This is a genomic window from Paraburkholderia sediminicola, assembly GCF_046026855.1.
Taxonomy (GTDB): Bacteria; Pseudomonadota; Gammaproteobacteria; order Burkholderiales; family Burkholderiaceae; genus Paraburkholderia; species Paraburkholderia sediminicola_A.
Genome location: NZ_JAQQET010000023.1, coordinates 95,324 through 121,324 on the forward strand (window position 1 = coordinate 95,324; position 26,001 = coordinate 121,324).

Below are 26,001 nucleotides of genomic sequence, written 5' to 3' on the forward strand. Positions count from 1 at the left end.
GTGCACCGACTCGTAGCCGAATCCCGGCTGCGCGCGAACAGCGCAGTGGGTACGGGTAACGCGAATCAATGCTTACGAAAACCTTTCTATCAAAAAATAAATCCGCTGTGCGCGAAATAAAATCCGCCGCTATGCGCCATAAATAAAAAAAGCCGCCTGAAGAGGCGGCTTGGCAGATCCATGCGCGATGGGTTCGAGCGGGCGCTCAGAACAGGCCGCGGCGATCCGGATCGTGCAGCGGATCAGGGGTTTTCTGCGTGAGCCGCACAATGCCCTGATCGTCGAAATAAAAGCTGTACATCATGTACCAGACGTTGTCTTCCATATAGCGATACGTCCAGACCTCGCGCTTCATCAACGGGAAGTACGATGTTTCGACTGGGCGGCCGAAGTTCACCAGCACGTCGCTCTTTGTCCACTTGCCGATTTCCGCCCGGTAGAACTCGTTGGGCTGAAGCACCTGGCGCACGGTGACGATCTTGCCGGATGCGTCGATGTCGGCGGCAGTGGTCGTCTCGCCCATCGGCTGGGTCGGCCACATCAACCGCTTGCCGCCGTTGGGCAGATCGTAGCTTTCACGCGGTGCACCGAGGCGGGCGATGATGGTCGATTCGTCCGCGCCCTGGCTGTATTGCTGCCATGGCTGCACGCAGCCGGCGAGTGTCACTGTGAGGGTGAGCGCGCTCAGGCAGATGAACGCGGCGCGGCGCAGGCGTACTGCGGGCGGCGCTGCGATCGAGGCCGCCGTGGATGGATGGCGGTTGAACATAAATTCCTCCGATGGCATTTGAGTAGCGGTTTTTATCATCGAGACGCATTATTTTGACACGGGCGGCAGCAAAAGATTTGCGCTTTGTGCGGGGCGTCTCCGGAAGCACAGTAACGGATTCGCCGGCTTGCTTATTCCGTCTGGAACGCCCTATGATCCGCGCTTCGACCAATCAAGCGGGGCAATGACGATGGCGAAGTGGCAACGGGCGGCAGCAGCGGCAGTTATGGCGCTGGCGGCGATTTCGACGGCCGCGGCGGCTTATGCCGTGGGAGAAACGGCGTCTGGTCCGGCGAGCAAACCGGTGAATAAGCCCTCGGGTACGCCGATCGAGTTGGCGCTGATTGAAGGCATGTCTGGTCCGTTCGCGAACGCAGGTGCGGCGGTGGAGCGCAATCTGCGTTTCGGTGTCGAACAGGTGAATGCGCAAGGCGGCGTGAAGCTCGCCGACGGCGCGCATCCGCTCGAACTGGTCGTGCTCGACAGCAAGGGCAGTACTGAAGAGGCGTTGGTGCAACTGCGCGCCGCCGCGGACCGGCACATCGGTTACATCATGCAGGGCAACAGTTCGGCAGTGGCGGCCGCGCTGCTCGGCGCGATCGAGAAACAGAACAGCCGCGAGCCTGCGAATCGCGAACTGTTTCTCAATTATTCCGCCGACGATCCCGCCCTGACCAACGCCAATTGCAGCTTCTGGCACTTCCGCTTCGACGCGCACGCGGGCATGCGCATGGATGCGCTGGCTGACGTGATCCAGCGCGACAAAGCGGTGAAGAAGGTTTATCTGCTGAACCAGGACTACAGCTTCGGCCACGACGTCAGCAGTCTCGCGCGTTCGACGCTGGCGACAAAGCGCCCGGATATTGCGGTCGTCGGCGACGAATTTCATCCGATCGGCCGTGTGAAGGACTTCGCGCCGTACATCGCGAAGATCCGCGCGAGCGGCGCGGACGCGGTCATCACTGGCAACTGGGGCAACGACCTGACGCTTTTGGTCAAGGCTGCGCGAGAACAGGGCCTGGACACCCGGTTTTACACGTTCTATGGCAACAGTCTTGGCGCGCCTGCCGCGTTAGGTGACGCCGGCGTCAAACACGTGATCGCGATAGCCGACTGGCACCCGAACGCCGGCGGTGCGGCTTCCGACGCGTGGTATGCAGCATTTCGCGCCCGTTTCCCGGCTGCCCAGGACGACTACCCGGTGCTCCGCATGCCGTTGATGATCGAAACCCTCGCCGCGGCGATGAACCGCGCCGGCAGTGCCGACCCGACGGCCGTCGCCCGGGCTCTGGAGGGGATCAGGTTCGACAACGGCTTTCATGCCTCGTGGATGCGTGCCGAGGATCATCAATTGATCCAGCCCCTTTACGTGATGGAAATGGATAAGGCCGGCACGCCGGGTGTCAAGTTCGACAACGAAGGTTCCGGCTACGGTTTCCGCACGGTGCTGGCTTTGCCGCCCGAGCGGACTGTGCCGCCGACCGTGTGCAAGATGAAACGGCCGTAAAGGGACCCCTGAGCAAACCCAACCCGCCCACGATCCCGCCCGGCACAGCGGGGTTCGCGGCCGGATTGGGCTGTGCTACAATACGCGTCCCGTTGTGAAGCATGTCGCATGGTTGTAATTTGTAATGCGAATGCACATACGGGGTAATTCACGGCACGGCCTTTCTTCCGTGACCGCCTGTCTAGTTCTCAAGGAAATCGACATGTCCGCAGTTGAAACAAGCAAGAAGTCCGAAGTCGTTGCGCAATTCGCACGCGCAGCTAACGACACCGGTTCCCCCGAAGTTCAGGTCGCGTTGCTCACGACCCGCATCAACGAACTGACCGTTCACTTCAAGGCCCACACGAAAGATCACCACAGCCGCCGCGGTCTGCTGCGCATGGTGAGCCGCCGTCGCAAGCTGCTCGACTACCTGAAGGGTAAGGACGCGGATCGTTACCGCGCACTGATCGAGAAGCTGGGTCTGCGTAAGTAATCGGCCAGTCGTTCAACAAGATGCCTGTGTCAGTTCCACTGATACAGGCATTTTGTTTTTGCACGGTGCGCCTCATGTGATGCGCACTGCCTGTTGGCCGCGGTAGCGTGACGATTCATGCGGCGACTAGCAGGAAAACAGCAGCAAAAAAAAGCAGCAAAAAAGCAGAAATACGGCCGGGCTTCAGGGCAGAGCTTTGTGTCATTCCAGCGGTTCGCGCGCGTAGAGCGTGGTTCTCTGGAATGGCATAACACTACTCTCCCCATGCGGCGCCGGTCCTGGCGTTGCCGCGCCGCTTCTGGTCCGCGCGGCATTACGAAGAGGAAAAGCAATGACTATGTTCAATAAGATCGTCAAAGAATTTCAGTGGGGCCAACATAAGGTTCGCCTCGAAACGGGCGAAGTCGCTCGTCAGGCAGGCGGCGCGGTGATCGTCGACATCGAAGACACCGTCGTGCTGGCTACTGTGGTCGGCGCCAAGACCGCCAAGCCGGGTCAGGACTTCTTCCCGCTGACCGTCGATTACCTCGAAAAGACCTACGCTGCAGGCAAGATCCCCGGTGGTTTCTTCCGCCGCGAAGGCCGTCCGTCGGAAGGCGAAACGCTGACCTCGCGCCTGATCGACCGTCCGCTGCGTCCGCTGTTCCCGGAAGGCTTCTACAACGAAGTCCAGGTCGTGATTCACGTCCTGTCGCTGAACCCCGAAATCCCCGCTGACATCCCCGCGCTGATCGGCGCGTCGGCGGCGCTCGCTATTTCCGGTCTGCCGTTCAACGGCCCGGTCGGCGCAGCACGCGTGGCCTACATCAACAACGAATACGTGTTGAACCCGACGCGTCCGCAGATGAAGGAATCGGCACTCGACCTGATCGTCGCCGGTACGGAACGCGCGGTGCTGATGGTGGAATCGGAAGCACAGCAACTGACCGAAGAAGTGATGCTCGGCGCAGTGGTGTTCGGCCACGACCAGATGCAGGTCGCGATCGACGTGATCCACGAACTGGTTCGCGAAGGTGGCAAGCCGGAATGGGACTGGAAGCCGGCCGCCAAGAACGAGCCGCTGATCGCACGCGTGTCGGAACTGGCGCAAGCCGATCTGCTCGCCGCTTATCAGATCCGTGACAAGCAAGCGCGTTCGGCCAAGCTGAAGGAAGTCTACGCAGCGACGTCGGCCAAGCTGGAAGAAGAAGCAGCGGCAGCCGGCACGGTTGCGGCGGACAAGGCTAGCGTCGGCAATGTGCTGTTCGACATCGAAGCAAAGATCGTCCGTACGCAGATCCTGAACGGCGAACCGCGTATCGACGGCCGAGATACGCGCACTGTGCGCCCGATCGAAATCCGTACCGGCGTGCTGCCGCGTACGCACGGTTCGGCCTTGTTCACGCGTGGCGAAACGCAGGCAATGGTGGTCGCAACGCTGGGCACGAAGGGCGACGAGCAGAACATCGACGCGCTCGAAGGCGAGTACCGCGAACGCTTCATGCTCCACTACAACATGCCTCCGTTCGCGACCGGCGAAACGGGCCGCGTCGGTTCGCCGAAGCGCCGTGAAATCGGTCACGGCCGTCTGGCCAAGCGCGCGCTGGCTGCTTGCCTGCCGAGCGCCGACGAATTCGGCTACTCGATCCGCGTCGTGTCGGAAATCACCGAATCGAACGGTTCGTCGTCGATGGCTTCGGTGTGCGGCGGCTGCCTCGCACTGATGGACGCCGGCGTTCCGATGAAGGCGCACGTCGCCGGCATCGCGATGGGCCTGATCCTCGAAGGCAACAAGTTTGCCGTGCTGACCGACATCCTCGGCGACGAAGATCACCTCGGCGATATGGACTTCAAGGTGGCCGGTACGGAACAAGGCGTGACCGCGCTGCAGATGGACATCAAGATCCAGGGCATCACCAAGGAAATCATGCAGGTCGCTCTCGCGCAAGCGAAGGAAGGCCGTATGCACATCCTCGGCAAGATGACCTCGGCGGTGTCGGGTGCGAACACGGTGCTGTCGGACTACGCACCGCGCATGATCACCATCAAGATCAACCCGGAAAAGATCCGCGACGTGATCGGCAAGGGTGGTTCGGTGATCCGCGCGCTGACCGAAGAGACCGGCACGACGATCGATATTTCGGACGACGGCGTCGTCACCATCGCCAGCACGAGCAGCGAAGGGATGGCCGAAGCGAAGAAGCGTATCGAGAACATCACGCTGGAAGTCGAAGTGGGTCAGGTGTATGAAGGCACCGTGCTCAAGTTGCTCGACTTCGGCGCGATCGTCAACATTCTGCCGGGCAAGGACGGTCTGTTGCACATCTCCGAAATCGCCAACGAGCGTATCAAGGACATCAACGACTACCTGAAGGACGGCCAGCAGGTGAAGGTCAAGGTCATCCAGACGGACGAAAAGGGCCGCGTGCGTTTGTCGGCCAAGGCGTTGCTGAACGACGCCTCGAACGGTGCGCCGCAAGGCGAACCGACGCCGCAGTAATGCGGTAGCAGGGCGACGGCCGGCAGCGCGAATGCGCGCCGGCCGTTTTTCATGAGGGGTGCAGGGTGGATTGCGTTGCAACGCAGGTGCAAACCGGCACAAGCGGGTACTCTGTTTGCGTGAAGCGCTTCGTCGCAGTTCAGACGATTTTCGCCGCTTCGTACGAGTAGGCAACGCAATCCAATCTTGGAGTTGACGCAGATGAAAGCGATCGAAATCACCGAATTCGGTGCGCCTGAAGTCCTGAAGCTGGCGGAGCGGCCCACGCCGCAGCCGAAAGCGGGCGAGGTGCTGATCAAGGTGGCGGCATCCGGCATCAACCGTCCGGACGTGTTCCAGCGTAAAGGCGGCTATGCGCCGCCGCCGGGTGCATCGGATCTGCCGGGGCTGGAGGTGGCGGGTGAGATCGTCGGCGGCACTATCGACGAGAAGAACAATCCGTTCGGCCTGAAAGTGGGTGACCGCGTGTGTGCATTGCTCGCGGGTGGTGGTTACGCCGAATATGCGACCGCGCCGCTGTTGCAGTGCCTGCCGGTGCCTGGTGGTTTGTCGGACGTCGAGGCGGCTTCGCTGCCGGAAACATTCTTCACGGTGTGGAGCAACGTGTTCGACCGTGCGCAACTCGGCAAGGGCGAAGGCGCGCCGAACGAGACCCTGCTGGTGCAGGGCGGTTCGAGCGGTATCGGCGTGACGGCGATCCAGATCGCGCACGCGCTGGGTTTTCGCGTGTTCGCTACGGCCGGGTCGGACGAAAAGTGCCGTGCTTGTGAAGCGCTGGGCGCCGAACGTGCGATCAACTACAAGACTGAGGATTTCGTCGAGGTCATCAAGTCGCTGACGAACGATCGCGGCGTTGATGTCATCCTCGACATGGTGGCGGGCAGTTATGTGCCACGTGAGCTGACTGCCTTGGCCGACGGCGGCCGCATCGTGCTGATTGCCTTGCTGGGCGGCGCGAAGGCGGAACTGAATCTGAATGAGGTGCTGCGCCGCCGTTTGACGGTGACGGGGTCGACGTTGCGTCCGCGTCCGATCGAGTTCAAGGCGAAGATCGCCGCGCAATTGAAAGAGCGCGTGTGGCCGCACCTCGAAGATGGCCGCATCAAGCCGGTGGTGCACCGTGTGTTTCCGGCCGCGCAGGCCGCTGAAGCGCACACGCTGATGGAGAGCAGCACGCACGTTGGCAAGATCGTGCTGACTTGGGGTCAGGACGCTTGACACGCTTGGTTTGACGCGGTCGGTTTGACCCGATCCACCCCACGCAGTAAAATTGCGCGTTTTGCGCACGCCGCATGAATCCGAAAGGCGGGCTTTTAGGCGCAAACCAGGCCCGCCGCCAAGACAAGACGAGACGATGTCGAAACAACGAGCCAAGCTGGTAGTCGGTAACTGGAAGATGCACGGGCGCCTTGCCGAGAACGCAACGCTGTTGCGGGCGGTGGCGCAAGGCGCGGGCGAATTGCCGGCCGATGTACGCGTTGGTGTCTGTGTGCCGTGCCCTTATCTCGCGCAGACTCAATCGTTGCTGGAAGGCAGCAAGGTCGTGTGGGGCGTGCAGGATGTTTCCGCGTTTACGCATGGGGCCTATACCGGCGAAGTGGCCGCGCAGATGGTGGTGGATTTCGGCGCCACGCTTGCGATCGTTGGACACTCGGAGCGCCGTGCCTACCATCGTGAAAGCGCAGAGTTGGTTGCGGTGAAGACGCAGCGTGCGCTGGAAGCGGGTTTGACCCCGATCGTATGTGTCGGCGAAACGCTCGAAGAGCGTGAGGCCGGCTCGACCGAGCAGGTGGTCGGCGCACAATTGGATGAAGTGCTGGCGAAATTGTCGGCGGAAGAGGCGGCGCGTATCGTTGTCGCATACGAGCCGGTGTGGGCGATCGGCACGGGCAAGAGTGCTACGTCGGACCAGGCGCAAGCGGTGCATGCGTTCCTGCGTTCGCGTCTTGCGGTAAAGGGCGCGGCGGTAGCGGATGTGCCGGTGTTGTATGGCGGCAGCGTGAAGCCGGAGAACGCGGAAGAATTGTTCCGCCAGCCGGATATCGACGGTGGCCTGATCGGCGGCGCGTCGTTGAAAGACCAGGATTTCCTGGCGATCTGCAAGGCGGCCGGCGCGATCAGCGTCGCCAGTTAAGCAGGGCGCCTCGGCGAGGATGACCCAATCCCGCGCGGCACACTTTGTGTGGCGCGGTTAAATAAAGACTCAGGTGAGTGTGATGCTGTATTTGAAAACATTGATTATCGTCGTTCAGCTGTTGTCGGCACTCGGGGTCATCGGCCTTGTGTTGTTGCAGCACGGCAAAGGCGCCGATATGGGCGCTGCTTTTGGTAGCGGTGCATCGGGCAGCCTGTTCGGCGCGACCGGTTCGGCAAACTTTTTGTCGCGTACCACGGCCGTGCTCGCAGCCGTGTTTTTTGTAACAACGTTGACGCTCACCTACCTCGGTGCGTATCGCGCAAAACCGTCCGCAGGCCTGCTGGGCGCGGCTGTAACTGCTCCGGTTGCGGCTTCCGCTGCGTCCGCCCCGGCGGGTGGTTCGGCTGTATTGCCGGCATCCGCTGCATCTGTCCCCGCGACAGATGTGCCGAAATAAATTTTTCGTTCAAAGTGCTTTTGTGCGTTGAACAAACTGTTTAGACCAGTTACAATCTTAGTCTTGAAGCGATTCGCGGGTTTTATAAGTTGTTTTCCCGGATTGCATACAGTGCCGACGTGGTGAAATTGGTAGACACGCTATCTTGAGGGGGTAGTGGCGAAAGCTGTGCGAGTTCGAGTCTCGCCGTCGGCACCAAATGTTATCTAAATGCCAGCCGCTTGCTTCGCTTCGGCTGGCATTTTCACTTCTGACGCGCGGCTTGCGTTGAGCTTGCGGCATGTGCGTTGCCAAAGTGATTTCGCGTCAGGAGTGCTATGCTCTTGGCGGCATTCAGAACCAACCGATAGAGGATAGTCTTGAACCTCGCAGCCTATTTCCCCGTCTTGTTGTTCCTCATTGTGGGCACCGGTTTAGGCGTAGCACTGGTCAGCATTGGCAAGATCCTCGGTCCCAATAAGCCCGATACCGAGAAAAACGCACCATACGAGTGCGGCTTCGAAGCATTCGAAGATGCGCGCATGAAGTTCGACGTGCGCTACTACCTCGTCGCCATTCTCTTCATCATTTTCGACCTTGAAACCGCGTTCCTGTTCCCGTGGGGTGTGGCCCTGCGCGACATTGGCTGGCCTGGCTTCATGGCAATGATGATTTTCCTGCTCGAATTCCTGTTGGGCTTTGCCTATATCTGGAAGAAAGGTGGCCTCGACTGGGAATGATGGATTAATCGCCGGTTTGCGTGGGTGGCCAAGGCTTGCCGCCCCGTCTGGAGTGGAAAGCAAATGAGTATCGAAGGGGTCTTGAAGGAAGGGTTTGTCACCACTACGGCAGACAAACTGATCAACTGGACGCGCACCGGCTCGTTGTGGCCGATGACGTTCGGTCTCGCGTGCTGCGCGGTCGAGATGATGCATGCGGGCGCTGCCCGTTATGACCTTGACCGTTTCGGCGTGGTGTTTCGTCCGAGTCCGCGTCAGTCGGACGTGATGATCGTCGCCGGCACGCTGTGCAACAAGATGGCGCCGGCTCTGCGCAAGGTCTACGATCAGATGGCTGAGCCGCGCTGGGTGATTTCGATGGGCTCGTGCGCGAACGGCGGCGGCTATTACCACTATTCCTATTCGGTGGTGCGCGGCTGCGATCGGATCGTACCGGTCGACGTCTACGTGCCGGGTTGCCCGCCTACTGCGGAAGCGCTGGTGTATGGCGTGATCCAGCTGCAGGCCAAGATCCGCCGCACCAACACAATCGCCCGTCAATAAGGCAACGCCTCCCCCACAATATGGCAAGCAAACTCGAGACCCTGAAAGCGAACCTCGAGGCGGCCTTTGGCGGCCTCCTGTTGAGCACCACCGAAGCAATCGGTGAGTTGACGATCGTCGTGAAGGCGAGCGATTACATCAACGTTGCAACGCGTCTGCGCGACGATCGCACGCTCGGCTTCGAGCAGTTGATGGATCTGTGCGGCGTCGACTATCAGACTTACGCCGATGGCGCATACGACGGCCCGCGTTTCGCGGCCGTGCTGCATTTGCTGTCCGTGCAGAACAACTGGCGTCTGCGCCTGCGCGTGTTCGCCCCGGACGACGAAGTGCCGATCGTCGCATCGGTTGTCGATATCTGGAGTTCGGCCAATTGGTACGAGCGCGAAGCATTCGACCTGTACGGCATCGTCTTCGAGGGTCACCCGGACCTGCGCCGCATCCTGACCGACTACGGTTTCATTGGTCACCCGTTCCGTAAAGATTTTCCTGTCTCCGGCTACGTCGAAATGCGTTACGACCCGGAAGAGAAGCGCGTCGTCTATCAGCCTGTGACGATCGAGCCGCGGGAAATCACGCCGCGCGTGATCCGCGAGGATCGCTATGGCGGTCTGAAACACTAAGAGAACGCCATGGCAGAGATCAAGAACTACACGCTCAACTTCGGCCCTCAGCATCCGGCAGCGCACGGTGTGCTGCGCCTCGTGCTCGAACTCGACGGCGAAGTCATCCAGCGCGCCGATCCGCACATCGGCCTGCTGCATCGCGCGACCGAAAAGCTCGCGGAAACCAAAACTTTCATCCAGTCCGTGCCGTATATGGACCGCCTCGACTACGTGTCGATGATGGTCAACGAGCACGGCTACGTGATGGCGATCGAAAAGCTGCTCGGTATCGAAGTGCCGATTCGCGCGCAGTACATCCGGGTGATGTTCGACGAAGTCACGCGCGTGCTGAACCACCTGATGTGGATCGGCGCACACGCGCTCGACGTCGGCGCGATGGCGGTGTTCCTGTATGCGTTCCGCGAACGCGAAGACCTGATGGACGTGTACGAAGCAGTGTCCGGCGCACGGATGCACGCGGCTTACTACCGTCCGGGCGGTGTCTATCGCGATCTGCCTGACGCAATGCCGCAATACAAGGCGTCGAAGATTCGCAATGCGAAGGCTTTGTCGCGGATGAACGAGAACCGTCAAGGTTCGCTGCTCGACTTTATCGACGATTTCTTTACGCGTTTCCCGAAGTGTGTCGACGAATACGAAACACTGCTCACCGACAATCGGATCTGGAAGCAACGTCTGGTCGGTATCGGTGTGGTCAGCCCGGAACGCGCGCTGAACCTCGGTATGACCGGCGCGATGCTGCGCGGCTCGGGTATCGAGTGGGATCTGCGCAAGAAGCAGCCGTATGAAGTTTACGACAAGATGGATTTCGACATTCCGGTCGGCGTTAATGGCGATTGTTATGACCGTTATCTGGTTCGCGTCGAAGAAATGCGTCAGTCCACGCGGATTGTGAAACAGTGCATTGATTGGTTGCGTAAGAATCCGGGTCCGGTGATGGTCGACAATCACAAGGTCGCGCCGCCGTCGCGTGTCGGCATGAAGTCGAACATGGAAGAGCTGATTCACCACTTCAAGCTCTTCACGGAAGGCTTCCACGTGCCGGAAGGCGAGGCATACGCCGCGGTCGAGCATCCGAAGGGCGAGTTCGGTATCTACCTGATCTCGGACGGCGCGAACAAACCGTATCGCCTGAAGATTCGCGCGCCGGGCTATGCGCACCTGTCCACGCTCGACGAAATGGCGCGTGGTCACATGATCGCTGATGCTGTGACGATCATCGGTACGCAGGACATCGTGTTCGGCGAAGTGGATCGCTAGGACGTATTCATCGGCGCGCGTCTTCAGCTTGTACCGAAGCACGCGTCAAGCACAGGAACGCCGGGTCTGTCGCAGCATGATTCAAGCGACGGGTTTTCGTTCGGTAGGAATTGAAAGAGTCGTGTCTGAAAATGATCTCAGCTGAAGGCCTGAAAGAAATCGATCGTGCGATCGCGAAGTATCCCGCCGATCAGAAACAGTCCGCCGTGATGTCGGCGCTGGCTACTGCTCAGGAAGAGCATGGCTGGCTGTCGCCCGAACTCATGCAGTTCGTTGCGGACTATCTCGGCATGCCGGCGGTCGCCGTGCAGGAGGTGGCTACCTTCTACACGATGTACGAGACCTCGCCGGTCGGCAAGTACAAGATCACGCTCTGCACGAACCTGCCGTGCCAGCTCGGCCCGGACGGCGGCTCCGACAGCGCCGCTGAATATCTGAAGCAGAAGCTCGGCATCGACTTCGGCGAAACCACGGCTGACGGCAAGTTCACCTTGAAAGAAGGTGAATGCATGGGCTCGTGCGGCGATGCGCCGGTGATGCTGGTGAACAACCATCGCATGTGCAGCTTCATGAGCCGCGCGAAGATCGACCAGCTGCTCGAGGAACTTTCGAAATGACGTCTTTACACGATCGTCACATCAAACCGCTGATTCTCGCCGGCCTGAACGGCGACAACTGGCATCTCGAAGACTATGTGGCGCGCGGCGGTTACGCCCAACTGCGCCGCATTCTGGAAGAAAAGATTCCGCCCGAGCAGGTGATCGCCGATGTCAAGGCGTCGGGTCTGCGCGGCCGTGGCGGTGCAGGTTTTCCGACCGGTCTGAAGTGGAGCTTCATGCCGCGTCAGTTCCCGGGCCAGAAGTACCTCGTCTGCAATTCGGACGAAGGCGAACCGGGCACGTTCAAAGACCGCGACATCCTGCGTTTCAATCCGCATTCGCTGATTGAAGGCATGGCCATTGGCGCGTACGCAATGGGCATCACGGTCGGTTACAACTATATTCACGGCGAAATCTGGGAAGTCTACAAGCGCTTTGAAGAAGCGTTGGACGAAGCCCGTCGCGCCGGGTTCCTCGGCGACAACATCATGGGTTCGGGCTTCTCGTTCGAACTGCATGCGCACCACGGTTACGGCGCCTACATTTGTGGCGAAGAAACCGCGCTGCTCGAATCGCTTGAAGGCAAGAAGGGCCAGCCACGCTTCAAGCCGCCGTTCCCGGCGAGCTTCGGCGTCTATGGCAAGCCGACCACGATCAACAACACCGAGACGTTCGCTGCGGTGCCGTTCCTGCTCGCAATCGGTCCGCAGAATTACCTCGAAATCGGCAAGCCGAACAACGGCGGCACGAAGATCTTCTCGATCGCAGGCGACGTCGAACGTCCGGGCAACTATGAAATTCCGCTCGGTACCCCGTTCGCGACGCTGATGGAACTGGCCGGCGGCATGCGCGGCGGCAAGAAGATCAAGGCTGTGATTCCTGGCGGCTCGTCGGCACCGGTGATCCCGGGCGAAATGATGATGCAGACGGACATGGACTACGACTCGATCGCCAAGGCAGGCTCGATGCTCGGTTCCGGCGCGGTCATCGTGATGGACGAGACGCGTTGCATGGTGCGTTCGTTGCTGCGTCTGTCGTATTTCTATTATGAAGAGTCGTGCGGTCAGTGCACGCCGTGCCGCGAAGGCACCGGCTGGCTGTATCGCGTTGTGCATCGTATCGAACACGGGCTTGGCCGTCCGGAAGATCTGGATCTGCTGAACTCGGTTGCTGAGAACATCATGGGTCGCACGATTTGCGCGCTCGGCGATGCAGCGGCTATGCCGGTTCGCGGCATGCTCAAGCACTACTGGGACGAATTCGAATATCACGTCGCCCACAAGCATTGCCTCGTCGGCGGTCACGCCGGTGCGGCAGCGGCGTCGGAAACAGTGGCTGCCTAAGAAGTACGCCAGATAGTGCACCAGAACACGTCATCCGCGGGATTCATCGCCTGAAACGGGCGATGAGAACGGCGAACGGTTGAGCGGTAACAGGTTAAGGAAGATTGACCATCATGGTTGAACTTGAAATAGACGGCAAGAAAGTAGAGGTGCCTGAAGGCAGCATGGTGATCCAGGCTGCGCATAAGGTCGACACGTACATTCCTCACTTCTGCTATCACAAGAAGCTGTCGATTGCGGCCAACTGCCGGATGTGTCTGGTCGATGTCGAAAAAATGCCGAAGGCCGTGCCCGCATGCGCCACGCCGGTGTCGGCTGGCATGATCGTGCGCACGAAGTCCGAGAAGGCGGTGAAGGGCCAGCAAGCCGTGATGGAATTCCTGCTGATCAACCACCCGCTGGATTGCCCGATCTGCGATCAGGGCGGTGAGTGTCAGTTGCAGGATCTGGCCGTGGGCTACGGCAAGTCGGCATCGCGCTATAGCGAAGAAAAGCGTGTGGTGTTCCACAAGAACGTCGGCCCGCTGATTTCGATGGAAGAAATGTCGCGCTGCATCCATTGCACGCGTTGCGTCCGTTTCGGCCAGGAAGTGGCCGGCGTGATGGAACTCGGCATGCTGGGCCGCGGTGAACATTCGGAAATCACGTCGTTCGTCGGCAAGACGGTCGACTCCGAACTGTCGGGCAACATGATTGATCTGTGCCCGGTCGGCGCATTGACCAGCAAGCCGTTCCGTTACAGCGCCCGCACGTGGGAACTGTCGCGCCGCAAGTCGGTGAGCCCGCACGATTCCGTCGGCGCGAACCTCGTGGTGCAAGTGAAGAACAACCGCGTGATGCGTGTTCTGCCGTTCGAAAACGAAGCCATCAATGAATGCTGGATTTCGGACAAGGATCGCTTCTCGTACGAAGGTTTGAACAGCCCTGAACGTCTCACGCAGCCGATGCTCAAGCAGGGCGGCAAGTGGGTCGAGACCGACTGGCAAACCGCGCTTGAATATGTGGTCAAGGGTTTGAAGGGCATCAAGGGCGACCACGGCGCGAACGCGCTGGCTGCGCTCGGCAGCGCCCACAGCACCGTCGAAGAACTATTCCTGCTGAAGCAGCTCGCGCAAGCGGTCGGTACGCCGAACGTCGACTTCCGTCTGCGTCAGTCGGATTTCTCCGCACCCGTCAACGGTGCACCGTGGCTCGGTACCACGATTGCCGACCTTTCGAACGTCGACGCCGCACTGGTAATCGGTTCGGATCTGCGTCGCGATCATCCGCTCTTCGCCGCGCGTCTGCGTCAAGCTGCCAAGAGCGGTACGAAGCTCACGCTCGTGCAAGCTACAAACGACGACGCGCTGATTCCGCAAGCGCAGCGTGTCGTTGCCGCGCCGTCGGCATGGCTCGACGCACTGGCCGGCATCGCTGGCGCGGTCTCGGAAGCAAACGGCGTGGCACTGCCAGAAGCCCTCGCCGGCACGCAGCCGACGGACGCTAACAAACAGGTCGCGAAGTCGCTTGCCACCGGCGAACGCCGTGTGGTGTTGCTCGGCAACGGCGCGGTCCGTCATCCGGACTTCGCTGCGATTCACGCCACGGCGCAATGGATCGCAGACGCGACCGGCGCAACGTTGGGCTTCCTCACCGAAGCCGCCAACACGGTCGGCGCGCATCTCGTGAACGCATTGCCGGGCGAGGGCGGTTTGAACGCTCGCGAAGTGTTCGAGCAACCGCGCAAGGGTTATGTGCTGCTGAACGTCGAACCTGAGTTCGACACGGCCAATCCGGTGCAGGCTTTGGCCGCGCTGAAGCAGGCTGAAATGGTTGTTGTGATGTCGCCGTTCCAGACAGGCGCCGATTATGCAGACGTGCTGCTGCCGATCGCACCGTTTACGGAAACGGCCGGCACGTTCGTCAATGCGGAAGGTACGGTGCAGACATTCAACGGCGTCGTGCGTCCGCTTGGCGATACGCGTCCGGCATGGAAGGTTTTGCGTGTATTGGGCAGCCTGCTGGGCGTGCCTGGCTTCGAATTCGACACGTCGGAAGAAGTGCGCACGGCGGCCCTTGGCGATGGCGATCTGGTCTCGCGTCTGTCGAACAGGACGGGCGTTGCGGTTGCGCGCGGCAAGGCGGTGAAGGCAGCGGAAGGCAAGTTCGAGCGTATCGCCAACGTGCCGATTTATCACGCCGACGCGCTGGTGCGTCGTGCTGAATCTCTGCATCTGACGGCAGCAGCGCGCGCAGCGAATTCGGTCGGTCTGCCGGCTGCGCTGTTCGACAAACTGGGTTTGAAGGAAGGCGACGCAGTGCGCGTGCGCCAGGGCGAGCAATCGGTGCAGTTGCCGGCCGTGCGCGACGCAAATCTTGTGGAGACGGTCGTCCGCGTATCGGCGGCTACGCCTGCCGGTGCAGCGCTGGGCAGCCTGTTCGGTGAACTGGTGGTGGAGAAGGCGTAAATGAGCTTGTTCGATACGATCAACTCGGGCGGCACCCAGCTTCTCGGTGTGGCATGGCCCACGGTGTGGGCACTGGTGCGCATCCTGGTGGTGGCCGTCGTGATCCTGCTGTGCGTGGCTTACCTGATTCTGTGGGAGCGTAAGCTGATCGGCTGGATGCACGTGCGTCTCGGCCCTAATCGCGTTGGCCCTGCAGGTTTGCTGCAGCCAATCGCCGACGTGCTGAAGCTGTTGCTGAAAGAAGTGATTCAGCCGGCGCAGGCCAGCCGCTGGATCTACCTGATCGCGCCGATCATGGTGGTGGTGCCGGCTTTTGCGGTCTGGGCGGTGATTCCGTTCCAGGCTGGCGCGGTCCTCGGCGACATTAACGCCGGTCTGCTTTACGCGATGGCGATCTCGTCCATCGGTGTGTACGGCGTGATTCTGGCGGGCTGGGCGTCGAACTCGAAATACGCGTTCCTCGGCGCCATGCGCGCGGCCGCCCAAATGGTCTCGTACGAAATTTCGATGGGTTTCGCCCTCGTCGTCGTGCTGATGACCTCGGGCAGCCTGAATCTGTCGGACATCGTCGGTTCGCAGGAGCGCGGTATTTTCGCCAGTTACGGCCTGAACTTCCTCTCGTGGAACTGGCTACCGCTGCTGCCCATGTTCGTCGTGTACTTCATCTCGGGCATCGCCGAAACGAACCGTCACCCGTTCGACGTGGTGGAAGGGGAGTCGGAAATCGTCGCGGGTCACATGATTGATTACTCGGGGATGGCGTTCGCGCTGTTCTTTCTCGCCGAGTACATCAACATGATCGTGATCTCGGCATTGGCTGCAACATTGTTCCTCGGCGGCTGGAGCGCACCGTTCGGTTTCCTGTCGTTTATCCCGGGCATCTTCTGGCTGGTGCTGAAGGTTTTCTTCCTGTTGTCGGTATTCATCTGGGCGCGTGCTACGTTCCCGCGCTATCGCTATGACCAGATCATGCGTCTGGGCTGGAAGATTTTCATTCCGGTTTGCGTGGTGTGGCTCATCGTGGTCGGTTTCTGGATCATGTCGCCGTTGAATATCTGGAAATAAAGGGCGGATGAACCCATGACCGCAATCCAAAACTTTTTCAAGACCTTCTTCCTGACGGAGCTGCTCAAAGGCCTCGCGTTGACCGGACGTTACACGTTCAAGCGCAAGGTGACGGTGCAGTTCCCGGAAGAGAAGACTCCGATTTCGCCGCGTTTCCGCGGCCTGCATGCGCTGCGACGCTATGAAAACGGCGAAGAACGCTGCATCGCCTGCAAGCTGTGCGAAGCGGTGTGCCCGGCGCTCGCCATCACGATCGAATCGGAAACCCGTGCGGACAACACGCGCCGCACGACGCGTTACGACATCGACCTGACCAAGTGCATCTTCTGCGGTTTCTGCGAAGAAAGCTGCCCGGTCGATTCGATCGTCGAGACGCATATTCTCGAATATCACGGCGAAAAGCGCGGCGACCTGTACTTCACGAAGGACATGCTGCTGGCCGTGGGCGATCGCTACGAAGCGGAGATCGCTGCGAGCAAGGCAGCCGACGCACCGTATCGTTGAAGCGCTTCTGTTGAAGCAGTAAATGCGGCAGTAAATGAAGCAGTAACACGGCCTGTTGTCGGGCCGAGCGCCGCGGTCTGACCGCCGCGGCACGGCGCACCTGTGCAGTTGTTCTGGCCGTTTTGCCAGACGCACGTGCCAAAGAACAATGCCTGACGATGGCCTAACGATGAACCGGTAATCATGGAATTCACGACCGTACTGTTCTACATCTTCGCACTGCTCCTGGTGGTTTCAGGGCTGAAGGTGATCACCTCGCGCAACCCGGTTTCGTCCGCACTGTTTCTGGTGCTGGCGTTCTTCAACGCAGCCGCGATCTGGATGCTGCTGCAGGCCGAGTTCCTCGCGATCCTGCTGGTGCTGGTGTATGTCGGCGCGGTGATGGTGCTGTTCCTGTTCGTCGTGATGATGCTGGACATCAACATCGACGTGCTGCGCAAAGACTTCAAACGCTTCGTGCCAATGGCCACGCTGGTGGGCGCGATCATCGTGATCGAGACCGCGCTGATCCTGTGGCACGGCTACGGCGCGACTGCCACGGCGCTGCGCGACACCACGGCTGCCGCGAACGGTATGGCCGACTGGTCGAACACCCGCCTGATCGGCAAGGTCATCTACACCGACTACATCTTCGCGTTCGAAGTCGCCGGCCTTGTGCTGCTGGTGGCGATCATCGCGGCGATTGCGCTGACCACGAGCCACAAGAAAGACAGCAAGCGCCAGAACATCGGCGACCAGGTCAAGGTGCGTGCTCAGGACCGCGTGCGTATCGTGAAGATGGCATCTGAAAAGACCGCGGCAACTGTCGCGGCGGAAGAAGCCGCAGCAGCGGCAGCGGCCGACTCGGCACCCGCCAAGAACAGCTGAGCGGACAGGAGATAGAAATCATGTTGACCCTTGCTCATTACCTTGTCCTCGGCGCGATCCTGTTTGCGATCAGCATCGTCGGCATTTTCCTGAACCGTCGCAACGTCATCATCATCCTGATGGCGATCGAACTGATGCTGCTGGCGGTGAACACCAATTTCGTCGCGTTCTCGCATTACCTTGGCGACGTGCACGGTCAGATCTTCGTCTTCTTCGTGCTGACGGTTGCAGCAGCTGAAGCCGCGATCGGACTCGCAATTCTGGTGACCCTGTTCCGTAGCCTCGACACGATCAATGTCGAGGACCTCGATCAGCTCAAAGGTTAATTTCAGGTAAAGCGGTTATGTCAACGATACTCAATGAAAACCTGCTGCTGGCGATCCCGCTGGCACCGCTGGCCGGCTCGCTGATTGCGGGGCTGTTCGGAAAAGCGGTAGGGCGAGCCGGTGCGCACTCGGTTACGATCCTCGGCGTCGCGATCTCGTTCATCCTCTCGGCCATCGTCTTCTTCCAGGTGATGGACGGTGCGAGCTTCAACGCCACTGTTTATAACTGGATGCAAATCGGGCAGACGAAGTTCGAGGTCGGCTTCCTGGTCGACTCGCTGACGGCGATGATGATGTGTGTGGTGACCTTCGTGTCGCTCATGGTGCACATCTACACGATCGGCTATATGGCCGACGACGACGGCTACCAGCGCTTCTTCTCGTACATCTCGCTGTTCACGTTCTCGATGTTGATGCTCGTGATGAGCAACAACTTCCTGCAACTGTTCTTCGGTTGGGAAGCGGTGGGCCTGGTGTCGTACCTGCTGATCGGTTTCTATTTCACGCGTCCGACGGCGATTTACGCGAACATGAAGGCGTTTATCGTGAACCGCATCGGGGACTTTGGTTTCCTGCTCGGTATCGGCCTGCTGTTCGCGTTCGCCGGATCGATGAACTACGGCGATGTGTTCGCGAAACGCACCGAACTCGCCGCATTGAGCTTCCCGGGCACGGACTGGGGTCTGCTGACGGTTGCCTGTATTTGCCTCTTCATCGGCGCGATGGGTAAGTCGGCGCAGTTCCCGCTGCACGTCTGGCTGCCGGATTCGATGGAAGGCCCGACACCGATCTCCGCACTGATTCACGCGGCAACCATGGTGACGGCCGGTATCTTCATGGTGACGCGCATGTCGCCGCTGTTCGAACTGTCGGACACGGCGTTGTCGTTCGTGATGGTGATCGGTGCGATCACGGCGCTGTTCATGGGTTTCCTCGGGATTATCCAGAACGACATCAAGCGCGTGGTGGCTTACTCGACACTGTCGCAGCTCGGTTACATGACGGTCGCACTCGGTGCATCGGCCTACTCGGTCGCCGTGTTTCACCTGATGACGCACGCGTTCTTCAAGGCGTTGCTGTTCCTTGGCGCGGGTTCCGTGATTATTGGCATGCACCACGATCAGGACATCCGCAACATGGGCGGCCTGCGCAAGTACATGCCGATTACCTGGATCACGTCGCTGGTCGGTTCGCTGGCGTTGATCGGTACGCCGTTCTTCTCCGGCTTTTACTCGAAAGACTCGATCATCGACGCAGTGAAGCTGTCGCATCTGCCGGGTTCGGGTTTCGCGTACTTCGCGGTGGTGGCGAGCGTGTTCGTCACTGCGCTGTACTCGTTCCGTATGTACTTCCTGGTGTTCCACGGCAAGGAGCGTTTCCGCGATCCGAAGCATCCGGAATCGCCGATGGGCATCGAAGCGGCCGCGCACGCGCATGACGGTCACGGCCATGACGCGCACGGCCATGGTCACGGGCACGACGACCACGCACACGAGCCGCACGAAACGCCGTGGGTGGTGTGGCTGCCGCTGGTGCTGCTGGCGATCCCGTCGGTGGTGATCGGTGCGATCGGTGTCGGCCCGATGCTGTTCGGTGATTTCTTCCAGCATGGCGTGGCGTTCGACAAGGTGATCTTCATCGGCGCAAACCATCCTGCGGTGCAGGAGATGACTGAAGAATTCCACGGCTGGGCGTCGATGGGTCTGCACTCGGTCTCAGGTTTGCCGGTGTGGCTGGCGCTCGCAGGTGTCGTGGTCGCGTGGTTCCTGTACCTGGTTCGTCCTGACCTGCCGGCTGTCATCAAGCGCGCGTTCGGTCCGATCTACACGCTGCTCGACAACAAGTACTACATGGACAAGATCAACGAAGTCGTGTTCGCGCGGGGCGCCGTGGCAATTGGCCGTGGTCTCTGGAAGGAAGGCGACGTCGTGGTCATCGACGGTATCGTCAACGGTAGCGCGCGCTTTATCGGCTGGTTTGCCGGCGTGATCCGCTTCCTCCAATCCGGTTACATCTACCACTACGCGTTTGCCATGATTATCGGCATGTTGGGGCTCCTGACCCTGTTTGTAACGCTCGGCGGCAAATAAGGCGAGGGACACTAATGCACGCTTATCCGATTCTCAGTATTGCGATCTGGTTACCGATCCTCGTAGGTCTCCTGGTCCTCGCTATCGGTTCCGACCGGAACCCGGCTCCGGCGCGCTGGATTGCGCTGATCGGCTCGGTCTTCAGCTTCCTCGTGACGATCCCGCTGATTACTGGTTTTGATTCGAGCACCGCCGATCTGCAGTTCGTCGAAAAGGCGAACTGGATCGAGCGTTTCAACATCACGTACCACCTGGGTGTCGACGGCATCTCGATGTGGTTCGTCGTGTTGACCGCATTGATTACGGTGATCGTCGTGATCGCCGCGTGGGAAGTCATCACGAAGAATGTCGCGCAGTACCTTGCTGCGTTCCTGATCCTCTCCGGCATCATGGTCGGCGTGTTCAGTTCAGCGGACGGCATGCTGTTCTACGTGTTCTTCGAAGCGACGCTGATTCCGATGTACATCATCATCGGGGTGTGGGGTGGGGCGAACCGCGTGTATGCGGCGTTCAAGTTCTTCCTGTACACGCTGATGGGCTCGCTGCTGATGCTAGTCGCGCTGCTTTACCTGTACATTCAGACCGGCACGTTCGATCTGGCTACATGGCAGAACGCGCAGATCGGCATGACGCCGCAGATATTGATATTTATAGCGTTCTTCATGGCTTTCGCCGTGAAGGTGCCGATGTGGCCGGTTCATACGTGGTTGCCTGACGCGCACGTGGAAGCGCCAACCGGCGGCTCGGTCGTGCTGGCCGCGATCATGCTGAAGCTGGGCGCCTATGGTTTCGTGCGCTTCTCGCTGCCGATCGCGCCGGACGCGAGCCATTTCCTGGCGCCTGTTGTCATCACGCTCTCGCTGATCGCGGTGATCTACATCGGCCTGGTTGCGATGGTGCAGGCCGACATGAAGAAGCTGGTCGCGTATTCGTCGATCGCGCACATGGGTTTTGTGACCCTCGGCTTCTTCATCTTCAACCAGCTCGGCATGGAAGGCGCGATCGTGCAGATGATCTCGCACGGCTTCGTGTCGGGCGCGATGTTCCTGAGCATCGGCGTACTGTATGACCGTATGCACTCGCGCCAGATCGCCGATTACGGTGGCGTCGTCAACGTGATGCCGAAGTTCGCGGCGTTCGTGATGCTGTTCTCCATGGCCAATTGCGGTTTGCCGGGTACTTCCGGTTTCGTCGGCGAGTTCATGGTGATTCTGGCTGCTGTCCAGTACAACTTCTGGATCGCAGGCGGCGCGGCAGTCACGCTGATTCTCGGTGCGGCCTACACGCTGTGGATGTATAAGCGGGTGTACTTCGGCGCGATCGCCAACGATCACGTGAAGAGCCTCGTGGACATCAACCGTCGCGAGTTTTTCATGCTGGCAGTGCTCGCTGCACTGACGCTGTTCATGGGCCTGTATCCGAAGCCCTTTACCGATGTGATGCACGTATCCGTGGAAAACCTCCTCTCCCACGTCGCGCAGTCCAAACTGCCGTTGCCACAGTAATGCAGAGCGGAGGAACTTAAAGATCATGCAAAACGCCCCTATGACTGCCCTGTTGCCCGACGCACTGGTGATGCTCGCCGTTGTGCTCGCGTGGCTCAACGACACGTTCGTCGGCCAGGCCGGTCGCCGTACCACGTATTTCATCGCGTTCTTCTCGACGCTGATTGCCGGCATCTGGTTCGCGGTGAACGCGTTCGATCCGCAGGTTCACTACTTCTTCGGTCACATGTATGTGGTGGATTCGTTCGCCAGCGTGATGAAGGCGGTGGTGACGCTCGGCTACGCAGTGTCGATCGTTTATTCGCGCCGGTACCTCGAGGATCGCGGGCTGTTCCGCGGTGAATTCTTCCTGTTGGGCATGTTCTCGTTGCTCGGTCAGCTCGTGATGATCTCCGGCAACAACTTCCTGACGCTGTATCTCGGTCTGGAACTGATGTCGCTGTCGTTGTACGCTGCGATCGCACTGCGTCGTGACGCAGTGCCGTCGAATGAAGCGGCAATGAAGTACTACGTGCTCGGCGCACTGGCTTCCGGCTTCCTGCTGTACGGCATTTCGATGCTGTATGGTGCAACCGGTTCGCTCGACCTGAACGAAGTGTTCAAGGCGATCGGCACGAGCCACTACGATCCGAGCGTGTTGCTGTTCGGCGTGATCTTCATCGTGGCAGGCGTGGCGTTCAAGATGGGCGCGGTGCCGTTCCACATGTGGGTGCCTGACGTGTATCAGGGCGCTCCGACGGCCATGACGCTGATGGTCGGCGGCGGCCCGAAGGTGGCGGCATTTGCGTGGGGCCTGCGCTTCCTTGTGATGGGTCTGCTGCCGCTGGCGGTCGAATGGCAGGAAATGCTGGTGATCCTGGCGGCGCTGTCGCTGATTGTCGGCAACATCACCGGTATCGTGCAACGCAACGTCAAGCGGATGCTCGCATATTCGGCAATCTCGAACATGGGCTTCGTGCTGCTCGGTCTGCTGTCCGGCGTGGTCGACCACAAGACCACGGGAGCTGCCAACGCGTACGGCTCGGCGATGTACTACAGCATCGTCTACCTGATTACAACGATGGGCACCTTCGGCGTCATCATGCTGTTGGCTCGCCGCGATTTTGAAGCTGATACGCTCGAAGATTTCAAGGGCCTGAATCAACGCAGCCCGGTGTTCGCCTTCGTCATGATGGTGATGATGTTCTCGCTCGCCGGCATCCCGCCCGCGGTCGGCTTCTACGCCAAGCTCGCGGTGCTGCAGGCAACCATGAATGCCGGTTTGACCTGGCTGACTGTGCTGGCTGTGATCACGTCGCTGTTCGGTGCGTTCTACTACCTGCGTATCGTCAAGCTGATGTACTTCGACGAACCGCAAGACAAGTCGCCGATCCTCGCCGACACGAGCACGCGTGCCTTGCTCGCGTTCAATGGGGTTGCCGTGCTGGTGCTCGGTATCGTGCCGGATCCGCTGTTGAAGGCCTGCCTGCAGGCTATCCAGCACACGCTGCTGCTCTGATGTCGGCTGCGGGTTGGTTTATCGTGTTGTTGGCGCTGGTCGGCGCCAACCTGCCGTTCCTGAATCAGCGTATCTTCGCCGCTGTGCCGTTGAAAGCGGTGAAGAAGAGCGCCTGGATCCGGATAGCCGAATTGATCGTGCTGTACTTTGTGGTCGGCGCGTTCGGTTTTCTGCTGGAAGCACGCGCGGGTAACCGCTTCGAACAGGGGTGGCAGTTTTACGCGATCACGTTCGCGTTGTTCATCGTGTTTTCATTCCCCGGTTTTACCTTCCAGTATCTCGTCAAACGTCGCTGACGGCGCCTCGCCGTCGCGCACCACGCTGTCCTGAGGTCGCATATGGCTGAACTTCCCGATCACGATGCCGCGCTCACCGAGACCTGTCTTGAGAGCAAAACGATCCATCAAGGGCCGTTCCTGACGCTCAAGTGCGATACCGTCCGCTTGCCCGACGGTAAGCAGGCCACTCGCGAGTATGTTCAGCATCCGGGCGCCGTGATGGTGATTCCGCTATTCGACGACGGCCGCGTGTTGCTGGAAAGCCAGTACCGCTATCCGATGGGCAAGGTCATGGTCGAGTATCCGGCGGGCAAGCTCGATCCGAACGAAGGCGCGCTGGCTTGCGCGAAACGTGAGTTGCAGGAAGAGACCGGCTATACTGCGCGCGAATATGTTTATCTGACGCGCATTCATCCGATCATTTCCTACTCGACCGAATTCATCGATATTTACCTGGCGCGTGGGTTGACTGCCGGCGAGCGTAAGCTCGACGACGGCGAATTCCTCGAACTGTTCACGGCGTCTGTTGCCGATGTATCCGAGTGGGTGCGCACCGGCAAGATCACCGACGTGAAAACCGTTATCGGCACGTTCTGGCTGGAGAAAGTGTTGTCGGGTACCTGGTCAATGGCTGAGCCGCAATAACGCGCTTCGTTCAGAACGCAGTGCGCGCGCGGCTCGCGCGTGAGCTGGAAAGTTTGCAAAAAGCCCCTGTTGGTCGACGACCGGCGGGGGCTTTGTCATTGCGGGCACGATATCGATTCAATGGACTCTCCGATGTCTGGAAAATGGATTCTCGTCCTATGCCATCTGACAGTCTCGCCCTATGGCTGTTGCCGATCTAGTATCGACGTCTGGCAGCAGAGTTTTGTTATCTCGTTTATTTTGGATAACGAAGGGTATGAGATGAATTCGATTGCGGCTACGAGCACGCGAGGTTGTCACTTGACAACCTCGCGTGCTCGTACTAAATTGGAGGATATAGATGGTTCGAGGAATCCATTCCAAGAAAGAGGTCGAGGCCGCGCTGGCTTATGCGGAAAGAAACGGCTGGCGTGTCCAGGCCGGCGGTAAAGGCCACGCTTGGGGAAAGATGTACTGTCCTTACAACGACACGGAATGTCGGTGCGGCGAGTTCTGCATCTCGAGTGTGTGGAGTACGCCGAAGAATCCCGGTAATCACGCCAAGCACCTGAGGCGCATCGTCGACAACTGCACGACACGCCGGCAGTAAAAGTGTTTGAAGGGCAAACAGGCCGGAGCTGAATGAAGGCAGGAGTAGCTTATGGAATATGTGTTCACCCTGAAGTACCGCCTCGCTGCGGAAGATTGCGATCTTGACGAGATTGTCGAGCGCCTGGGCGAAGCCGGATGCGACGATGCCACGATCGGTGTGGGGCAGCCGGGGCGCATTGCGCTGGTTTTTGCTCGCGAAGCAGCGTCGGCGTTCGAGGCGCTTGTCAGCGCACTCAAAGATATCAAGCAAGCCGTGCCGTCTGCGCGTCTTGTCGAGGCGGGGCCGGATTTCGTCGGCCTCACGGATGTCGCAGAGGTAGCGGGCGTGTCGCGGCAAAACATGCGCAAGCTGATGCTGAGCCACGCAATCGACTTTCCGCCGCCGGTTCACGAGGGTAGTGCGTCCGTGTGGCATCTGTCGGACATCCTTGACTGGCTGACTGAGCGTGGCGGGTATGACATCAAGGCGGACGTATTCGACGTCGCGAAATCGGCCAAGCAGATCAACCTTGCCAAAGAGGCGCTCAAACTCGAGCCGCGGCTTAACCGCCGACTCGAATTCCTTGTGGCATAAAAGGGGCGCGACGGCAAGCGCGTCAACCCTTGAGCTGCATCCAATCGGCGCACCCTTTCATCTGTGGATTCGGTGTGCCGTTGTTAGTTGGGCTACCTTCGGCAGTCCGTTGCGCAAAGCGTTAAAATCGCCCACCGCGTTCGATTTGTCGGCAACGCCTGGTGTCAACGCGTCGTCCGTAAAAATTTACGAACGACCGTTCACAAATTTCCATTTTGCGCTAAACTGGCACGCAAGCCCTGATTCCACATGAAGGTCCTCGATTTACAGTGCCCGCATGGCCATCGGTTCGAAGGCTGGTTCGCTTCGGCTGATGAATTCGAGTCGCAGCAGTCCCGCAAGCTCGTCGAATGTCCGATCTGCGGTGCGAACGAAGTGAGCCGTTTGCCGTCGGCGCCCCGACTGAATCTGTCGGGCGCGACTGATACGAAAGTCCCTGCAAGCGTGGGGGACATGCAGGCACGTGTGATGCGCGCATTGCGCGAGGTACTGGAAAAGACCGAGAACGTGGGCGACCGCTTCGCTGAGGAGGCACGGCGCATTCACTACAACGAAGCGCCTGCACGCAATATTCGCGGTGTCACGACACCAGAAGACGCGCAAGCCTTGGTCGAAGAAGGCATCGAAGTGATGCCGCTGCCGGTCCCGGCTGCCTTGAAGGAACCGCTGCAATAGCGCAGTGGCTCACTGGCAGCGG

The 26,001-nt window shown here is 59.8% G+C and carries 26 protein-coding genes and 1 tRNA gene; 26 read left to right on the forward strand and 1 reads right to left on the reverse strand.

Features of this window, described 5'->3' with window-relative positions:
* Positions 1-205: 205 nt before the first annotated feature.
* Positions 206-769, reverse strand: coding sequence for a hypothetical protein (locus tag PQR40_RS24420; protein ID WP_408234746.1), 564 nt, complete (start codon positions 767-769; stop codon positions 206-208).
* A 184-nt stretch (positions 770-953) separates the two neighbouring features.
* Here PQR40_RS24420 and PQR40_RS24425 point away from each other — a divergent pair, with 184 nt between their 5' ends.
* The 26 genes from PQR40_RS24425 (at position 954) to PQR40_RS24550 (ending at position 25,979) form a co-directional block, all read left to right on the forward strand.
* Complete coding sequence (locus PQR40_RS24425; RefSeq protein WP_408510009.1) at positions 954-2,276, forward strand: branched-chain amino acid ABC transporter substrate-binding protein; 1,323 nt, start codon at positions 954-956, stop codon at positions 2,274-2,276.
* A 202-nt stretch (positions 2,277-2,478) separates the two neighbouring features.
* Positions 2,479-2,751 carry a 30S ribosomal protein S15 gene (gene rpsO / locus PQR40_RS24430; protein ID WP_011487489.1) on the forward strand — a complete coding sequence of 91 codons (273 nt, stop codon included), beginning with the start codon at positions 2,479-2,481 and terminating at the stop codon, positions 2,749-2,751.
* A gap of 331 nt (positions 2,752-3,082) precedes the next feature.
* A complete protein-coding gene (pnp, locus tag PQR40_RS24435) occupies positions 3,083-5,230 on the forward strand; it encodes a polyribonucleotide nucleotidyltransferase (RefSeq protein WP_408234749.1) in 2,148 nt (715 codons plus the stop codon).
* Positions 5,231-5,431: 201 nt separating this feature from the next.
* A complete protein-coding gene (locus PQR40_RS24440; RefSeq protein WP_408234752.1) occupies positions 5,432-6,448 on the forward strand; it encodes an NAD(P)H-quinone oxidoreductase in 1,017 nt (338 codons plus the stop codon).
* Between the two features lie 136 nt (positions 6,449-6,584).
* Positions 6,585-7,364 carry a triose-phosphate isomerase gene (gene tpiA, locus PQR40_RS24445; protein WP_408234755.1) on the forward strand — a complete coding sequence of 260 codons (780 nt, stop codon included), beginning with the start codon at positions 6,585-6,587 and terminating at the stop codon, positions 7,362-7,364.
* 82 nt (positions 7,365-7,446) lie between these two features.
* Positions 7,447-7,824 (forward strand): preprotein translocase subunit SecG, encoded by a 378-nt coding sequence (gene secG / locus PQR40_RS24450; RefSeq protein ID WP_091795823.1) that lies wholly within the window; start codon positions 7,447-7,449, stop codon positions 7,822-7,824.
* 113 nt (positions 7,825-7,937) lie between these two features.
* Positions 7,938-8,022, forward strand: a tRNA-Leu gene (locus tag PQR40_RS24455).
* A gap of 161 nt (positions 8,023-8,183) precedes the next feature.
* On the forward strand, positions 8,184-8,543 hold the full coding sequence (locus PQR40_RS24460) for an NADH-quinone oxidoreductase subunit A (RefSeq protein ID WP_007175615.1): 360 nt from the start codon (positions 8,184-8,186) through the stop codon (positions 8,541-8,543).
* Between the two features lie 63 nt (positions 8,544-8,606).
* The gene (gene nuoB / locus PQR40_RS24465) at positions 8,607-9,086 is read left to right on the forward strand and encodes a NuoB/complex I 20 kDa subunit family protein (protein ID WP_006052903.1); all 480 of its coding nucleotides are present in this window, start codon (positions 8,607-8,609) and stop codon (positions 9,084-9,086) included.
* Between the two features lie 20 nt (positions 9,087-9,106).
* Entirely contained in the window at positions 9,107-9,709 is a 603-nt protein-coding gene (locus PQR40_RS24470) for an NADH-quinone oxidoreductase subunit C (protein WP_408234758.1), read from the forward strand.
* Between the two features lie 9 nt (positions 9,710-9,718).
* A complete protein-coding gene (locus tag PQR40_RS24475) occupies positions 9,719-10,972 on the forward strand; it encodes an NADH-quinone oxidoreductase subunit D (protein WP_408234761.1) in 1,254 nt (417 codons plus the stop codon).
* Between the two features lie 131 nt (positions 10,973-11,103).
* The gene (gene nuoE / locus PQR40_RS24480) at positions 11,104-11,589 is read left to right on the forward strand and encodes an NADH-quinone oxidoreductase subunit NuoE (protein ID WP_054034960.1); all 486 of its coding nucleotides are present in this window, start codon (positions 11,104-11,106) and stop codon (positions 11,587-11,589) included.
* Positions 11,586-12,914 (forward strand): NADH-quinone oxidoreductase subunit NuoF, encoded by a 1,329-nt coding sequence (gene nuoF, locus PQR40_RS24485; RefSeq protein WP_408234764.1) that lies wholly within the window; start codon positions 11,586-11,588, stop codon positions 12,912-12,914. Before nuoE ends, nuoF begins: the two co-directional genes overlap by 4 nt.
* Before the next feature lie 113 nt (positions 12,915-13,027).
* On the forward strand, positions 13,028-15,361 hold the full coding sequence (nuoG, locus tag PQR40_RS24490; RefSeq protein WP_408510010.1) for an NADH-quinone oxidoreductase subunit NuoG: 2,334 nt from the start codon (positions 13,028-13,030) through the stop codon (positions 15,359-15,361).
* Positions 15,362-16,426, forward strand: coding sequence for an NADH-quinone oxidoreductase subunit NuoH (gene nuoH / locus PQR40_RS24495; RefSeq protein WP_408234770.1), 1,065 nt, complete (start codon positions 15,362-15,364; stop codon positions 16,424-16,426).
* Between the two features lie 15 nt (positions 16,427-16,441).
* Entirely contained in the window at positions 16,442-16,930 is a 489-nt protein-coding gene (gene nuoI / locus PQR40_RS24500; RefSeq protein ID WP_408213499.1) for an NADH-quinone oxidoreductase subunit NuoI, read from the forward strand.
* 183 nt (positions 16,931-17,113) lie between these two features.
* Positions 17,114-17,797 carry an NADH-quinone oxidoreductase subunit J gene (locus PQR40_RS24505; protein WP_408234773.1) on the forward strand — a complete coding sequence of 228 codons (684 nt, stop codon included), beginning with the start codon at positions 17,114-17,116 and terminating at the stop codon, positions 17,795-17,797.
* A gap of 20 nt (positions 17,798-17,817) precedes the next feature.
* Positions 17,818-18,123: an NADH-quinone oxidoreductase subunit NuoK gene (gene nuoK / locus PQR40_RS24510; protein ID WP_006052894.1), complete on the forward strand. Its 306-nt coding sequence runs from the start codon at positions 17,818-17,820 to the stop codon at positions 18,121-18,123.
* 17 nt (positions 18,124-18,140) lie between these two features.
* Positions 18,141-20,213 (forward strand): NADH-quinone oxidoreductase subunit L, encoded by a 2,073-nt coding sequence (gene nuoL / locus PQR40_RS24515; protein WP_408234775.1) that lies wholly within the window; start codon positions 18,141-18,143, stop codon positions 20,211-20,213.
* 14 nt (positions 20,214-20,227) lie between these two features.
* Positions 20,228-21,718: an NADH-quinone oxidoreductase subunit M gene (locus tag PQR40_RS24520; protein ID WP_408510011.1), complete on the forward strand. Its 1,491-nt coding sequence runs from the start codon at positions 20,228-20,230 to the stop codon at positions 21,716-21,718.
* Between the two features lie 25 nt (positions 21,719-21,743).
* Complete coding sequence (gene nuoN, locus PQR40_RS24525) at positions 21,744-23,216, forward strand: NADH-quinone oxidoreductase subunit NuoN (protein ID WP_408510012.1); 1,473 nt, start codon at positions 21,744-21,746, stop codon at positions 23,214-23,216.
* Positions 23,216-23,512, forward strand: coding sequence for a DUF2818 family protein (locus tag PQR40_RS24530; RefSeq protein WP_408234784.1), 297 nt, complete (start codon positions 23,216-23,218; stop codon positions 23,510-23,512). Before nuoN ends, PQR40_RS24530 begins: the two co-directional genes overlap by 1 nt.
* 42 nt (positions 23,513-23,554) lie before the next feature.
* Positions 23,555-24,139 carry an NUDIX domain-containing protein gene (locus PQR40_RS24535; RefSeq protein WP_408234787.1) on the forward strand — a complete coding sequence of 195 codons (585 nt, stop codon included), beginning with the start codon at positions 23,555-23,557 and terminating at the stop codon, positions 24,137-24,139.
* Between the two features lie 340 nt (positions 24,140-24,479).
* Positions 24,480-24,728, forward strand: coding sequence for a hypothetical protein (locus PQR40_RS24540; protein ID WP_408234790.1), 249 nt, complete (start codon positions 24,480-24,482; stop codon positions 24,726-24,728).
* A 51-nt stretch (positions 24,729-24,779) separates the two neighbouring features.
* Entirely contained in the window at positions 24,780-25,304 is a 525-nt protein-coding gene (locus tag PQR40_RS24545) for a helix-turn-helix transcriptional regulator (RefSeq protein WP_408234793.1), read from the forward strand.
* Between the two features lie 249 nt (positions 25,305-25,553).
* Positions 25,554-25,979, forward strand: coding sequence for a DUF1178 family protein (locus tag PQR40_RS24550; RefSeq protein WP_408234796.1), 426 nt, complete (start codon positions 25,554-25,556; stop codon positions 25,977-25,979).
* The last annotated feature ends 22 nt before the right edge of the window (positions 25,980-26,001 follow it).